This window comes from Micromonospora sp. DT81.3 (genome assembly GCF_049847225.1).
Taxonomy (GTDB): domain Bacteria; phylum Actinomycetota; class Actinomycetes; order Actinomycetales; family Microbacteriaceae; genus Microbacterium.
Map to the genome: position 1 here is coordinate 126,477 of NZ_JBNCNY010000006.1, position 13,989 is coordinate 140,465.

General features: G+C 69.7%; 13 protein-coding genes and 1 tRNA gene. 3 read left to right on the plus strand and 11 right to left on the minus strand.

Translation table 11 applies throughout. The features are described from left to right. Nucleotides 1–66 precede the first annotated feature (66 nt). Both ACPW96_RS14715 and ACPW96_RS14720 read left to right on the plus strand, forming a co-directional pair. Nucleotides 67–762, plus strand: a complete 696-nt coding sequence (locus ACPW96_RS14715; protein WP_425820820.1) for a hypothetical protein — start codon at nucleotides 67–69, stop codon at nucleotides 760–762. 69 nt (nucleotides 763–831) lie between these two features. Next, nucleotides 832–1,608, plus strand: a complete 777-nt coding sequence (locus tag ACPW96_RS14720) for a DUF2382 domain-containing protein (RefSeq protein ID WP_425883974.1) — start codon at nucleotides 832–834, stop codon at nucleotides 1,606–1,608. A gap of 190 nt (nucleotides 1,609–1,798) precedes the next feature. Here ACPW96_RS14720 and ACPW96_RS14725 read toward each other — a convergent pair. The 10 genes from ACPW96_RS14725 to ACPW96_RS14770 form a co-directional block, all read right to left on the minus strand. Next, nucleotides 1,799–1,874 (minus strand) — tRNA-Thr (locus ACPW96_RS14725). A gap of 80 nt (nucleotides 1,875–1,954) precedes the next feature. Next, the gene (locus ACPW96_RS14730; protein ID WP_425883976.1) at nucleotides 1,955–3,505 is read right to left on the minus strand and encodes an alpha/beta hydrolase; all 1,551 of its coding nucleotides are present in this window, start codon (nucleotides 3,503–3,505) and stop codon (nucleotides 1,955–1,957) included. Next, nucleotides 3,502–4,692 (minus strand): DNA polymerase III subunit delta', encoded by a 1,191-nt coding sequence (locus ACPW96_RS14735; RefSeq protein ID WP_425883978.1) that lies wholly within the window; start codon nucleotides 4,690–4,692, stop codon nucleotides 3,502–3,504. The genes ACPW96_RS14730 and ACPW96_RS14735 overlap by 4 nt, the downstream gene beginning before the upstream one ends. 35 nt (nucleotides 4,693–4,727) lie before the next feature. Next, nucleotides 4,728–5,402, minus strand: a complete 675-nt coding sequence (gene tmk, locus ACPW96_RS14740; RefSeq protein WP_425883980.1) for a dTMP kinase — start codon at nucleotides 5,400–5,402, stop codon at nucleotides 4,728–4,730. Further along, nucleotides 5,399–8,095: a type I DNA topoisomerase gene (gene topA, locus ACPW96_RS14745; protein WP_425883981.1), complete on the minus strand. Its 2,697-nt coding sequence runs from the start codon at nucleotides 8,093–8,095 to the stop codon at nucleotides 5,399–5,401. The genes tmk and topA overlap by 4 nt, the downstream gene beginning before the upstream one ends. A gap of 51 nt (nucleotides 8,096–8,146) precedes the next feature. Then, nucleotides 8,147–8,470, minus strand: coding sequence for an Rv3654c family TadE-like protein (locus ACPW96_RS14750; protein ID WP_425820814.1), 324 nt, complete (start codon nucleotides 8,468–8,470; stop codon nucleotides 8,147–8,149). Further along, on the minus strand, nucleotides 8,470–8,808 hold the full coding sequence (locus tag ACPW96_RS14755; RefSeq protein WP_425820813.1) for a TadE family type IV pilus minor pilin: 339 nt from the start codon (nucleotides 8,806–8,808) through the stop codon (nucleotides 8,470–8,472). The genes ACPW96_RS14750 and ACPW96_RS14755 overlap by 1 nt, the downstream gene beginning before the upstream one ends. Continuing rightward, nucleotides 8,805–9,023: a DUF4244 domain-containing protein gene (locus ACPW96_RS14760; RefSeq protein ID WP_425883983.1), complete on the minus strand. Its 219-nt coding sequence runs from the start codon at nucleotides 9,021–9,023 to the stop codon at nucleotides 8,805–8,807. The genes ACPW96_RS14755 and ACPW96_RS14760 overlap by 4 nt, the downstream gene beginning before the upstream one ends. Nucleotides 9,024–9,115: 92 nt before the next feature. After that, a complete protein-coding gene (locus tag ACPW96_RS14765) occupies nucleotides 9,116–10,015 on the minus strand; it encodes a type II secretion system F family protein (RefSeq protein WP_425883985.1) in 900 nt (299 codons plus the stop codon). Continuing rightward, nucleotides 10,006–11,064, minus strand: coding sequence for a TadA family conjugal transfer-associated ATPase (locus ACPW96_RS14770; RefSeq protein WP_425883988.1), 1,059 nt, complete (start codon nucleotides 11,062–11,064; stop codon nucleotides 10,006–10,008). The genes ACPW96_RS14765 and ACPW96_RS14770 overlap by 10 nt, the downstream gene beginning before the upstream one ends. 398 nt (nucleotides 11,065–11,462) lie before the next feature. Between ACPW96_RS14770 and acs the strand changes: the two genes are divergently transcribed. Then, the gene (gene acs / locus ACPW96_RS14775; protein WP_425883990.1) at nucleotides 11,463–13,433 is read left to right on the plus strand and encodes an acetate--CoA ligase; all 1,971 of its coding nucleotides are present in this window, start codon (nucleotides 11,463–11,465) and stop codon (nucleotides 13,431–13,433) included. A gap of 29 nt (nucleotides 13,434–13,462) precedes the next feature. On the opposite strand, the gene ACPW96_RS14780 is transcribed toward acs, so the two are convergent. After that, the gene (locus ACPW96_RS14780) at nucleotides 13,463–13,930 is read right to left on the minus strand and encodes a RidA family protein (protein ID WP_425820808.1); all 468 of its coding nucleotides are present in this window, start codon (nucleotides 13,928–13,930) and stop codon (nucleotides 13,463–13,465) included. Nucleotides 13,931–13,989 lie beyond the last annotated feature (59 nt).

Consider the following 13,989-nt stretch of genomic DNA (forward strand, 5'->3'; position numbering starts at 1 on the left):
TAGTCCCGCTTACGGTGTAAGCCTGCAGACAGGCTCAGCCGTGAGACATCTATCCAGGAGGCAATCATGGCCAACTACAGATCGAACAATCCGAACAGTACGTCAGCACGCCCCGCCACGATCGAGAACGACACCGCGAAGGAATCGCTCGTGGGCACCGAGCGGCGCGGGCGCCCCGCGAACGTCTCGTGGGGATCCATCATCGCCGGGGTCGTGACGTTTCTTGCGGTGACAGTGTTGCTCTCGCTGGTCACCGCGGGCATCGGTCTCGGCGGCTCCGGCGTGGGTGCGGGCATCTGGAGCGTGATCGCCCTGGCGATCGCTCTCGCCGCAGCCGGCTTCGTCGCCGGTGCCCTCGCCGTTCGCAGCGGCCTGCTGCACGGGTTCCTGACCTGGGCGACCTCCCTCGTCGTCGCTCTCGCCCTCACCGTCTGGCTCAGCGCCAGCCTGCTCGGCGCCGTCGGCGGCGTGGTCAGCTCCGCCACCCAGGCCCTCTCCGGCACCGATGTGACGCAGGTCGTCGAAGACGTGCAGGGCAACGTCGACGAGGAAGAGGCCCAGGACCAGGCAGACGAGGCATTGGATGACGCTCAGCAGACCGCGGAGGACGCCGCCGACACCGCGCAGGCGGGCTCGTGGTGGGGATTCGTCGGCCTGCTGCTCGGCGCGGTCATCGCGGCCCTCGGCGGGATGTTCGGAGTACGCACCGTCGTCAACCGCGACCGCGAGAACGACGCCGTGATCGTCAGCGGCACCCGCTGACCGCCCGCACCCGACCTGTAACCGCAACAACCCGAAAAGCCTCGCCGCGACACACACTGGAGGAAACAAATGATCAGCACTGACAACATCGGCGCCCTCGTCGGCAGCACCGTGATCGGCTCGGACGGCGACAAGATCGGCACCGTCGGCCAGGTCTACGTCGACCCCGACACGGGACGGCCGAACTGGATCACCGTGCGCACCGGGCTCTTCGGCATGCGCGAGTCCTTCGTCCCGCTCGACGCCGCCGAGCAGACGGGCGACGACATCCGCGTGCCCTACTCGAAGGACTTCGTCAAGGACGCCCCCAACATCGACCACGAGGGAGCGCTCGAAGAAGACGAGACCGACAACCTCTACTCGTACTACGGCGGGGGCTCGGCCGGCTACTCGCGCACCGCCGACGACGACCGCGGAGCCGACACAAACGGCACCGTCGGCCACGACACCTCCGGCCCCAACACGGACGACGCGATGACCCGCTCAGAGGAGCGGCTGCACGTCGGCACCGAGAAGGTGCAGACCGGTCGCGCGCGACTGCGCAAGTACGTCGTCACCGAGAACCAGACCGTCACGGTTCCGGTCACTCGCGAAGAGGTGCGCATCGAGCGCGAGCCGATCACGGACGCGAACGTCGGCGACGCCCTCAGCGGCCCCGACATCAGCGAGGAGGAGCACGAGGTCATCCTGACCGAAGAGCGCCCCGTCGTCGCCAAGGAGACCGTGCCCGTGGAGCGCGTCCGCCTGGACAAGGAGACCGTCACCGAGAACGAGACCGTCACAGGAGAGGTCCGCAAGGAAGAGATCGAGTTCGACGACGAAACCACCCGCACTGACCGACGCTGACCGTCCCCGCACTCCCCGGGTTCGCCGTGAATGGCGGCCCCGGGGGTGTGGCATGTCACGCGGCGCTCCAGCGGCGCGAACGCGCCGACAGTGGCGGAACCAACGACGAGAGCCCGGCCGATGGCCGGGCTCTCGTCGTTGGTGACACATGTCGCGACTCGGATGAGACGCATGTGGCGACTCATCGCAGTGGAGCCACCTAAGGGAATCGAACCCTTGACCTATTCATTACGAGTGAATCGCTCTGCCGACTGAGCTAAGGTGGCGCGCCTCGCTCGCGCGATGCACAAGCATCGATATTACCTTGTCACGAGGGGTGCCGCGGACCAGCCCAAGATGCGGCGGGCTACTCGCAGCGAATGTCCTCGGCAGGTGCGTTACCCTCCAGAAGATACGCTTCCACCGCGTCGTCCACGCACGCGTTGCCCTTATTGAAGCCGGTGTGTCCCTCCCCGACGCGGGTGACGAGCACCCCGGAATCGAGCTGACCCGCGAGGGCGACCGCCCACTCGTAGGGAGTGGCGGGGTCGTTCGTGGTCCCGATGACCAGGATCGGCGCGGCGCCGGCGGCCGCGATCGGGCCCCGCGTGCCGGTCGGCGGGTAGGGCCACGGGCCGCAATTGCCGGAGAGGTTCCAGTACGGCGCGATGGTCGGTGCCTCATCTTCGAGGATCGCCTCAGCGGCGGCCTCGTCCTCCGCGGTCCAGTCGACCGGGTAGTCCATGCAGTTGTAGGCGTGGAACGCCTCCGAGAAGTTCGCGACGTAGACCCCGTTCGCGCGGTCGTTGTACCCGTCGGCCGAGAAGAGGATCGCCTCCGGGTCACCGGCCAGCGCATCGACGAGCGCCCCCGTCAGGAACTCCCAGCTGCCCTGCGAGTAGAGCGGGTAGACGATCCCTGTGAGCATGGTGTCCGCGCCGACCTCGCGCCCGTCCGCGGCCTGCATCGGGGACCGGTCCACGCTCGCGAGCAGCGCTCCGATGTCCGCCATCGCCTCATCGACCGTTCCCCTGAATGGGCACTCGCTCCCTGCGAGGCAGGCCCTCATGTAGGCGCGGAGCGCCGACTCGAAGCCGAGCGCCTGGGTCGTTCCCGCCTCCAGGAGGGAGGTGGAGGGATCCACGGCGCCGTCGAGCACCATCCTGCCGACGCGATCGGGGAACAGCTCCGCGTAGGTCGCCCCGAGGAACGTGCCGTAGGAGTAGCCCAGGTAGTTGAGCTTCTCGTCGCCCAGCACGGCCCGCAGCAGATCCAGATCACGGGCCGCGCTGTCGGTCGTGATGAATTCGAGGATGCCGTCGCTGTTCGCCTGGCAGGCCTCCGCGAACCGGCGGTTGCCGTCATCCAGGTGCGCCTCCCATTCGGGCGTTCCACGGGGCGCAGGGGGGATGTCGTAGAGGTAGGCATCCATCCCGGCGGCGTCCAAGCAGGTGACGGGCGTGGACTCGCCCACGCCCCTCGGATCGAAGCCGATCACGTCGTAGTCCTGCATCAGCCGCTCGCCCACCGCGAAGCTTGCGGAGTCGCGGATCAGATCCACGCCGCTGACCCCGGGACCGCCGGGGTTGGTGAGCAGCGACCCGATGGCATCGCCGCCGGTTGCCGGCTGGCGGATCACGGAGAGCTCGACCTCGCCGGCCGAGGGGTCGGCCCAGTTCAGCGGCGCCGTCACCATGGTGCAGTCGAAGCCATCGCAATCGGTCCACTGGAGAGTCTGGCCGTAGAAGGGCATCAGCCCGGCTGCGACACCGTCGGTGTCGGGCGTGGCAGTGGGGATCGGCCCCGTCCGCTGGCCCGGGATGAGCGAGTAGAGACAGCCGGACAGGGCGATGGATGCGGCGGCGAGTCCCGCGACTACGGCGAGACCGCGGCGCACGCGGGACGGGAACTGCTTCACGGAGTCCTTCCGCTCGTGACCGTCACGAGCCAGCTTTCGAGGGCCAGGGTGGGCGCGACGTTCTGCTCGAGAGCCAGACGCGTGTCTGCCAGGTGATCGAGTACGACCAGGGTGCGTTCGGGCGTCCACGCGTCGGCGAGCGCCTGCAGTTCCGGCCGGAGTTCGCGATTGATCAGGTCGTCGTCTCGGCCGAACTGCAGCAGCACGACGTCGCGGAACATCGACTGCAGGTCGGTCAGCACGCGGTCGATGCCGTCGCGCAGACTGCGAGTGGCCCGCCGCTTCTGCTCGTCCTCGAGCGCGGACAACTGGGATCGGACCGCCGGCGGGATGGCGGCCCCTTGTGCGACGCCCACCGTGCGCAGCAGCGACGAACGCTCGGCGTCATCACGCTCGGCGGTCAGAGCCTTCGCGTCCTCGGTGGCGGCGGCCACAATGCGCCCGGCGACGTCGACCACGTCGCCGACGCCTCTCGCCCGCAGCACGGCGCGCAGGGTGTCGTCCCGCCGTGCCCGCGACGCCGGATCGGTGGCCAGGCGCTGTGCCATGCCGATGTGCCGCTGGGCGTGCCGGGCGGACTGTTCCGCGACCGCCATGTCGACGCCCGTGCGGGTCGCGATGAGGCGGGCCACGTCGTCGATGCTCGGCTCGTGCAGGCGCAGTCCGCGCACCCTCGAGCGGATGGTGGGGAGGAGGTCTGCCTCGCTGGGAGCGCAGAGCACCCATACCGTGCGCTCTGGCGGCTCCTCCAGGGCCTTCAGCAGCACGTTGGACGTGCGCTCCGTCATGCGGTCGGCGTCTTCCACCACGATCACCCGATGCCGGCCGGCGGCCGGCGCGAAGTACGAGCGCTCGACGAGCGCCCGGGCATCCTTGATGGAGATGATCACGCCCTCCGTGCGGAGGGCGGTGAGATCCGGGTGCGTGCCGGCGATGACCTGCCGCATCGTGGCCTCGTCACCCTCGTGCTCCGCGATGAGGGCGGCGGCGAAGGCGTACGCCAGCGTCGAGCGACCCGATCCGGGCGGGCCGGTCAGCAGCCACGCGTGGGTCATGCTCTCGGGTTCTGCCACGGCGGATCGGAGCGCGTCGACGGCGTCATCCTGACCCCAGACGGCGCCCCACGGGAGCCCGGGCGGGCGGTGGGTGGCGTCGCCGCCGACGCCCGCTCGCTCCTCCACCTGCATGCCGACCAGCCTAACCGCGGGCACCGACGGCCCGGCTAACGCGCAAGGGCGCCGGCGACGCGGTCGCGCACGGCCGCCGCGAGCCGGTCGACGGGCAGCGTCGCGTCGAGCACCAGGAAGCGGTCGGGCTCGGCGGCGGCGAGCGCGAGGAAGCCCTCGCGCACGCGAACATGGAACTCGTCCCGCTCGGCCTCGAGGCGATCGAATGGCTTGTGGTCTGCGTGCAGCCGGTCGCGCGCGACAGCGGGGTCGAGATCGAGCAGCACGGTGACATCCGGCAGCAGCCCGCCGGCGGCCCAGAGAGAGAGGTCGCGGACCTCGCCGGCGTCGAGCACGCGTCCGGCACCCTGGTAGGCGACGGACGAGTCGAGGTACCGGTCCTGGATCACGACGTCGCCGCGCTCGAGCGCGGGGCGCACCAGGGTCGCGATGTGGTGAGCGCGGTCCGCGGCATAGAGCAGGGCCTCGGCGCGGGGCGCGATGTCGCCGCGGTGGTGCAGCACGATGTCGCGCACCAGCACTCCGACGTCGGTGCCCCCGGGCTCCCGCGTTCTCAGGACACTGCGGCCCGTGGAGGTGAGCCATTCGCCGAGCAGGGTCGCCTGGGTCGTCTTGCCCGCCCCGTCACCGCCTTCGAGGGTGATCCAGACGCCGCGCCGGGTTCCGCTGCTCGCCTCGGTCTGCTGCCCCCGCGGTACGGGGTCGATCACTTCTTCTTCGCCGGGGCCTTGCGCGCCGGAGCCTTGCGCGTGGCCATGCGCTTGGGCGCCGGTCCATTGGCGCGCTTGTCGGCGAGCATCTCCACTGCGCGTTCGAACGTGATCTCCTCGACCGTGGTCCCGCGCGGGATGGTGACGTTCGTCTCCCCGTCCGTCACGTACGCGCCGAATCGGCCGTCGCGCACCCGGATCGGTTTGCCGCTCGTGGGGTCGGCCTCGAACTCCTTGAGGGCGCTCGATGGCCGGCGCGCCCCGTACTTCGGCAGCGCGTAGATCTCGAGCGCCTGTTCGAGTGTGACCTCGAAGAGCTGGCTCTCGCTGTCGAGCGAGCGGGAGTCCGTCCCCTTCTTGAGGTAGGGGCCGTACCGGCCGTTCTGCGCGGTGATGACCTCTCCGGACTCCGGATCGGTGCCGACGACCCTCGGCAGGTCGAGCAGTCGCAGTGCCGTCGGGAGGTCGACGGTCTCGACGGACATGTCCTTGAACAGCGACGCCGTGCGGGGCTTCGGAGCGACATCCTTCTTCGCCGCAGTCTTCTTCTTGGGCGCGTCGACGATCTCGCCGGTCGACTCGTCCACCGCTTCGGGGTCCTCGGGCTCGAGCTCGGTGACGTAGGGGCCGTACCGTCCGTCCTTCACGACGACGAGCTTGCCGTTCTCGGGGTTCTCTCCGAGCACGCGGTCTCCGGCGACGGGCGCCTCGATGAGCTCCTGGGCCTTCTCGCGGGTGAGCTCGTCCGGCGCGAGGTCGTCCGGGATGTTGACGATCCGGGGCTTGCCCTCGGGATCCTCGGGATCGAGCACCTCGAGATAGGGCCCGTACTTGCCGAAGCGCAGCGTCGCCGTGTCGGTGATCGGCGTGGAGTTGAGCGCCCGCGCATCGATCTCGCCGAGATTGTCGACGATGTTCCGCAGCCCGACCTGTCCCTCGGAGCCGAAGTAGAACGACCGCAGCCACTCCACGCGCTTCTGCTCGCCCCGTGCGATGGCATCGAGGTCGTCCTCGAGCGCGGCTGTGAAGTCGTAGTCGACGAGGTCGGCGAAGTGCTCTTCGAGCAGGCGCACGACGCTGAACGCGAGCCAGCTGGGCACGAGGGCCTGACCCCGCTTGGCGACGTACCCGCGCTCGATGATCGTGTCGATGATGCTGGCGAAGGTGGAGGGGCGCCCGATGCCCTTCTCCTCCAGCGCCTTGACGAGGCTCGCCTCGGTGTAGCGCGGCTTGGGTGTCGTCGAGTGGCCCTTCGGCTCGACGTCGGAGACGCCGAGCGCGTCGCCGACGGCGACCACGGGCAGGGACTGGTCGTCGGCCTTGTCGGCGTCGCTGCGCTTCTCGTCGCGCCCCTCCTCGTACGCCTGCAGGAAGCCCTTGAAGGTGTAGACGGTTCCGGATGCCGTGAACTCGGCGACCCGGCCGCCGGCGTTCACGTCGAGCGTGACCGTCGTTGTCTCATAGGTGGCGTCGGACATCTGGCTGGCGACGGTGCGCTTCCAGATGAGGTCGTAGAGGCGATGCTCGTCGCGGTCCAGCTCGGAGGAGAGCGAGGCGGGGGTGCGGAACTCCTCGCCGGAGGGCCTGATGGCCTCGTGCGCCTCCTGTGCGTTCTTGCTCTTGCTCTTGTACACCCGCGGGTTCAGCGGCACTGCGCCCTCGCCGTAGAGCGCGACCGCCTGCGACCGCGCCGCCTCGATCGCCTGCGCGCTCAGCGCGACCGAGTCGGTGCGCATATAGGTGATGAACCCCTTCTCGTAGAGGCGCTGGGCGGTGGACATCGCCTGCTTGGCGCTCATCGAGAGCTTGCGCCCGGCCTCCTGCTGAAGGGTCGAGGTGGTGAACGGGGCGTATGGCCGCCGGGTTCCTGGCTTGGCCTCCACCTTCGAGACGGATGCCCGTCCGGCGGCCTCGATGGCTTTGGCGAGGTCGCGAGCCGCCGTCTCGTCGAGGACGACGACGGCCTTCTTGAGCTGCCCGAGGTCATCGAAGTCGGTGCCGCGCGCGATGGGGGCGCCGTCCAGGCGAGCGAGGCGGGTCAGGAAGGACTGCTCGTCCTTGGCGGCGAGCGCCTCGACGTCCCAGTAGCCGGCGGAGACGAATGCCATCCGCTCGCGCTCCCGCTCCACGACCATCCGGGTTGCGGCCGACTGCACGCGACCTGCGGAGAGGCCCGTCTGCACCTTGTACCAGAGCACCGGGGAGACGTCCCAGCCGAAGAGGCGGTCGAGGATGCGACGGGTCTCCTGTGCATCGACCAGGGCGAGATCCAGCTCGCGGGTGTTGCCGACCGCGGCCTGGATCGCGTCCTTGGTGATCTCGTGGAAGACCATGCGCTTGACGGGAACCTTCGGGTTCAGCACCTGCAGCAGGTGCCACGCGATGGCCTCGCCCTCGCGATCCTCATCAGTTGCCAGCAGGACCTCGTCTGCGCCCTTGAGCGCGCGCTTGAGTTCGCTGACCGTCTTCGTCTTGCGATCACTGACGACGTAGTACGGGTCGAAGTCGTTCTCGATGTCGATGGAGTACTTGCCGTAGGCCTGCTTGTGCTCCGCCGGGATGCTCTTCTTGTCGGCGAGGTCGCGGATGTGCCCCACCGAGCTCAGCACCTCGTAGTCGTCGCCGAGGTAGCCCTGGATCGACCTCATCTTCGTCGGGGACTCGACGATGACGAGCTTCTTGCCTTGTGCCAAGGGGCATCCTTTCTTCGAAGCACACCATACACACCCCTTACTGGGTGCGGCTCACAGCGTCGGCGGCGGAGCGGCCCGGGCGGAGGCCCGGACAGCCATTCCCGCATACGTGTCCTCTACCGTGACGGTGGCGACCAGACCTTCCACCTCGCAGGCGGTGACTCGTGCGCCGTTCGCCGCCGCGACGTGGGCGGCCCTCGTGCAGGGCTCTCCGAGAACAGCACCGGATGCCGCGTCCGCGGCGGCCAGCGCCGCCGCGTCCGCCGTTCCCGCCGCGCGCTGGCCGGCCACCGTGGCGCCGCCCACGACGGCGAGCCCCAGGGTGAAGCAGGCCAGGCACGCCAGGGCGCCGACGGTGACGACCGCGCCCGCCATCAGAGCCCGCCGGCCAGGGCACAGCTTGTCGCCCGCAGGGTGAGGGGAAGCAGACCGGCGGCGCGGACGGCGGCCGATGCGGTCACGCAGACGAGGTCCCCACGCCGCTCGATGTCGGCCCCGGCATCCGTCACCGCTGCCGCGACCACCGCACCTGCCCTCCCCTCGGCTTCGCCGCGCGCCACCAGGCGGGCGGCATCCGCCGCCGCATCCTGCAGGCGCACCTGCTGCGCCCCCGCCGCGAGTGCTCCCGCACCCAGCGCGAGGGTGAGCAGGATCGCCGGAAGCACCACGGCGAACTCGGCGGCGACCGACCCACCGTCATCCGCTCGCCTCATGCCACGGTGAGGGCGCGGCGCACGAGGTCCGTGAGCATGCCACGTACCTCGTCGCTGCGCATGATGACGACCAGCATGCCGGCGAATGCCACGGCCGCCATCGTGGCGATCGCATACTCCGCCGTGGCCGCGCCCGTGTCGTCGCCGAAGATCTGCGTGGCACTGCGGCGGGTGAGCCGGGGGATGCCGTGTGCCGTGGGCTTCCAGGGATTCATGGTTCTCCTCTTTCTTAGGTGTCGAGTTCTCTTGGGAGTGCTTGCGGGTCGAGTTGTCTGGTGGATGCGACGGAGTCCGTGCGGGCGGGCTGTCAGAGCGAAAGCGGGGTGGTCGTCAGGACGCTCAGCATCATGGGCGCGACTCCGAGCAGGAGGAATGCGGGCAGCGTGCACACGCCCAAGGGAAGAAGGAGCTTCGATGCCAGATGCGACGCACGGAGCCGGCCTTCGGTGCGAGCCGCGTGCCTCGCGGACGCCGCGGACGCACGGAGCAGGTCGACCGCGGGCACTCCGGCCGCACGCGAGAGAGCGAGGATCGGCTCGATGTGATCTCCGGGGCCGGGGCTGCTGCCGGGCGCAGCCGTCACCAGTCGGCGGGCGCGCTCGACCGAGACTCCGCCGCTGAGCGCGATCGCCACCAGTTCGGCATGCAGCCCCGGAATGAACGCCGGCGGCTGGGCCTTGCGGACGAGCGAGGCGGTCCATCGTCGGGCCAGCAGGAGCAGCCCCACTCCCCCCACCAGGCATGCCCAGCCGAGCGGTCCGCCGACGAGCACGCGAAGCGTCTCGAAACCCAGCGCCGACCCGAGCGCGACACCGACAACCGGCAGCCACAGCATGAGGCGGGCGCTGCCGGCAGGTTCGGCGAGGGCGATGCGCACGTCGTCGGCCGCCTCGTGCGCGTCGCGCAGCGCCTCGGCGAGCCCGCGCAGGCTCTCGGCCAGCGGCGCGCCGACGGTGGTCGCGACCTCCCAGGCGGCCGCGACGTCTTTCCAGGCGCCACCACCGGCGAGGATCGCCTCCGGAACCGTTTCGCCCGCCGCGATTCCGGCCACGACCCGCAGGGCGGCGGGGTCCCCCGATTCGCCGAGGTGACGCCACGCACCGGCGGGGACGATTCCCGCCTGCAGCAGCACGGCCAGCCGCAGCACACTGTCGGCCACCGACGCCGGCGCCGGCTCCTTGGATCGAGCCCGCCGTGTCAGGACCACAAGGTGACCTCCTCAACAGTGAGTCGGCCGTCATCCAGTGTGAAGCGGCCGGCGTGCGCGAGCCGGCGGACCCCCGACGGCGACCGCTCCAGGTGCAGCACCAAGCCGATCGCGCTCGTGACCTGACGAGCCAGGGCCCGGTCATCCAGTCCGGCGAGCGCACCGAGAGCCTCGAGTCGGGCCGGCACATCTCCCAGACCGCTGGCGTGCAGAGTGCCGGCACCACCGTCGTGGCCCGTGTTGAGGGCAGCCAGCAGCTCACGCACCTCTTCTCCGCGGCACTCCCCCACCACGAGCCGGTCCGGGCGCATGCGGAGCGCTTCGCGCACCAGCCGGGCGAGGCCGATGGCACCGGCGCCCTCGAGGTTCGCCTGGCGCGCCTCCAGCGCCACGTGGTGAGGATGCCGGATGCGAAGCTCCGCAACATCCTCGATCGTGACGATCCGCTCCGTCGCCGGGGCCTCCGCGAGCAGCGCGGCGAGCAGGGTGGTCTTGCCGGTGCCGGCGGCGCCGGTGATCAACAGATTGGTGCGTGCTCGGACCGTCTCGACGAGCCACTCGCGCATCCCGGGCACGAACGCGCCATGCCTCTCGAGCTCGTCAAGACTCGGCTGGGCGAGGCTGGGCACCCGCACGGACACCACGGTTCCCGACGTGGACACCGGCGGGAGGACCGCGTGCACACGGATGCCGCCCTCGAGTCGCACATCGACGCACGGCGCGGCTTCATCGATGTGACGACCGCCGAGGGCGATGAGGGCGGTGGCGAGTTCGCGCACCTCCCTCTCCGCGGCACGCCACTCCGGGTCGCGCACGGAACCGGCGCCCCGATCGACGAAGAGGCCGTCGGATCCGTTCAGGAAGAGGTCCGTGACGTCCGGATCTGCGAGGTACGGTCCGAGCGCCCCGAACTCGGGCCCCGGCACGCGGAGCGGCGGCCGGCCAGGCCGGGAACCGCCCGGTGCGAATGCGGGCGGACGCTCGGCGGTCACCGAAGAGGCGGTGCTCCCCTCGATGCCGCGGGGAATGACGACGAAGCGCTCGGGCATACGCCGAAGCTAGATGCGCGGTGCAAGCGGCAGCACCGGCGCTCGGCGATCGGTGCGCGATCGATTCTCCGACGAGCCTGGGGAGGAGAGGGCCGGGAAACGAGAAGGCGGCATCCCATGGGGGGAATGGGATGCCGCCATGCGCGACACATGATCGGGGGGTGATCGGGTGTCACAATGCCAGAACCGAACGTTCGGCCGGTGATGAGCATACGCATACATCCGTTCACCTGCCAAACAAATCCCGGGTTTACGGAACCGGTATATCGGTCGTGTCGGGAAACGAGGCATCCACCGACTTTCGGCGGTAGCCGCCGAAGCACCTCGGAGATAGATTTCACCGTGTCGTCAGAAGAACCGGGCACCGCCGGGATCCGCCGCAAGGGAGCGCGCAGCGCATGAGCAGTCAGATCGATCACCTCTTCAACGAGACCCGGCGCTTCGCGCCGCCGGAGGAGTTCGCCGCCGGGGCCGTCGCAACGGCCGAGCTCTACGAACGAGCCGCCGAAGACCACGAGGAGTTCTGGGCCGAGCAGTCCCGCGCGCTGCTGCACTGGCACACTCCGTTCAGCCGGACCCTCGACTGGTCGAACCCGCCCTTCGCGAAGTGGTTCGACGACGGCGAGCTGAATGTGGCCTACAACTGCCTCGACCGGCACGTGGAGGCCGGGAACGGCGATCGACCGGCGCTGCTCTGGGAGGGCGAGCCGGGCGACGCCAGGGTCGTCACCTACGCCGAGCTCACAGAGGAGGTCAAGCGGGTCGCGAACGTCCTGACCGATCTGGGGGTCGGCGCTGGCGACCGCGTGGCCATCTATCTGCCGATGATCCCCGAGGCGGTCGCCGCCATGCTCGCCGTCGCCCGCGTCGGCGCCATCCACTCGGTCGTGTTCGGGGGGTTCTCCGCCGACAGCCTGCGCGCCCGGATCGATGACGCGGGCGCGAAGCTGGTCATCACGGCGGACGGCGGCTATCGCAAGGGCAAGGTGTCCGCGCTCAAGCCGGCCGTCGACATGGCCCTCGCCGACCGCAACGGGTCGGGGGAACAGCAGACCGTCGAGCACGTGCTCGTGGTGCGCCGCGGCGAGAACGACGTGGACTGGGTCGATGGTCGCGACATCTGGTGGCACGACGTGGTGCCGGCGGCATCCGCCTCGCACGAGGCGCAGCCGTTCCCCGCGGAGAATCCGCTGTTCATCCTCTACACGTCCGGCACCACCGGCAAGCCCAAGGGCATCCTGCACACCTCCGGCGGCTACCTCACCCAGGTCGCATTCACCCACCGGAATGTGTTCGACCTCAAGCCCGAGAGCGACGTCTACTGGTGCACGGCGGACATCGGGTGGGTCACCGGCCATTCCTACGTGACGTATGGTCCGCTCGCCAACGGCGCCACGCAGGTGCTCTACGAGGGGACGCCCGACACACCGCACCCAGGACGGTGGTGGGAGATCATCGAGAAGTACAAGGTCTCGATCTTCTACACGGCGCCCACGGCGATCCGGTCCTTCATGAAGATCGGGCGCGCGATCCCCAAGAAGTTCGACCTCTCGTCCCTGCGCCTGCTCGGCTCCGTCGGAGAGCCGATCAATCCCGAGGCGTGGATGTGGTACCGCAAGATCATCGGCGGCAAGACGGCGCCCATCGTCGACACCTGGTGGCAGACCGAGACCGGCGCGATCATGATCTCGGCGCTGCCGGGCGTCACGGAGACGAAGCCCGGATCGGCCCAGGTTCCGCTCCCGGGAATCGAGATCGAGGTCGTGGACGAGTCCGGCGACCACGTCGGCGAGGGCAACGGCGGACTGCTGGTCGTGACGAAGCCGTGGCCGAGCATGCTCCGAGGCATCTGGGGCGACCCGGATCGGTTCGTCGAGACCTACTGGGAGAAGTTCCGCGACAAGGGCTACTACTTCGCCGGCGACGGCGCCCGGCTGGATGAGGACGGCGACGTGTGGTTGCTGGGCAGGGTGGATGACGTGATGAACGTCTCGGGACACCGGCTCTCCACCGCCGAGATCGAATCAGCCCTCGTCGCTCACGAGGCGACCGCCGAGGCCGCCGTCGTCGGGGCCTCCGATGAGACGACGGGGCAGGCGGTCGTCGCCTTCGTGATCATCAAGGAGAGCTACCTCGCCGAGCACTCCCCCGAGGGGCTTGCCAACGCCCTTCGTCAGTGGGTCGGCGAGCAGATCGGACCGATCGCGCGCCCCCGGGACGTCTACATCGTGGCCGAGCTGCCGAAGACCCGGTCGGGCAAGATCATGCGACGGCTGCTGCGGGATGTCGCGGAGGGCCGCGAGATCGGCGACACCACGACGCTCGCCGACACGGCCGTGATGAGCGTCATCTCGGCGCAGGTGCACTGACCGGTCCAGTGCGGTGACCGGACATCGGGTCACGCGAAGGTGAAGACGACCTCTACTTCGACGGGGCTGTCCAAGGGAAGCGCGGTCACACCCACGGCGGATCGGGCGTGCCTGCCGGCCTCGCCGAAGATCTCCCCGAGCACCTCACTGGCGCCGTTGATGACACCGGGCTGGCCGGTGAACTCCGGGACCGAGGCGACGAAGCCGGTGAGCTTCAGCACCCCGCTGAGGCGATCCACTCCGCCGACGGCCGCGGCGGCGGCGGCCAGCGCGTTCAGGGCGCACTGACGGGCGTACCCCTTCGCATCGGCGGCGCCCACCAGCCCGTCGCCCTCCCCGACCTTCCCCGTGCCGGGCATGGCGCCCGCGACCATGGGCAGCTGGCCGGAGGTGTAGACCAGGTCGCCATATGCCTTCGCCGGTACGTATGCGGCCACGGGCGGCACCACCTCGGGCAGCTGGATGCCCAGATCGACGAGTCGCTCGGAAACGGTCACCGGGGGTCTCCCTCGAACTGCCTCGCCGCCTGCGCGGCGGCAGCGATTCCGGCGGCGTT

What these genes read in the sequence shown, in the direction of transcription:
- ACPW96_RS14715 (WP_425820820.1), top strand. Translation starts at nt 67, where the DNA reads ATGGCCAACTACAGATCGAACAATCCGAACAGTACGTCAGCACGCCCC.
- ACPW96_RS14720 (WP_425883974.1), top strand. Translation starts at nt 832, where the DNA reads ATGATCAGCACTGACAACATCGGCGCCCTCGTCGGCAGCACCGTGATC.
- ACPW96_RS14735 (WP_425883978.1), bottom strand. Translation starts at nt 4,692, where the DNA reads ATGCAGGTGGAGGAGCGAGCGGGCGTCGGCGGCGACGCCACCCACCGC.
- ACPW96_RS14750 (WP_425820814.1), bottom strand. Translation starts at nt 8,470, where the DNA reads ATGGCGGGCGCGGTCGTCACCGTCGGCGCCCTGGCGTGCCTGGCCTGC.
- ACPW96_RS14755 (WP_425820813.1), bottom strand. Translation starts at nt 8,808, where the DNA reads ATGAGGCGAGCGGATGACGGTGGGTCGGTCGCCGCCGAGTTCGCCGTG.
- ACPW96_RS14760 (WP_425883983.1), bottom strand. Translation starts at nt 9,023, where the DNA reads ATGAATCCCTGGAAGCCCACGGCACACGGCATCCCCCGGCTCACCCGC.
- ACPW96_RS14770 (WP_425883988.1), bottom strand. Translation starts at nt 11,064, where the DNA reads ATGCCCGAGCGCTTCGTCGTCATTCCCCGCGGCATCGAGGGGAGCACC.
- acs (WP_425883990.1), top strand. Translation starts at nt 11,463, where the DNA reads ATGAGCAGTCAGATCGATCACCTCTTCAACGAGACCCGGCGCTTCGCG.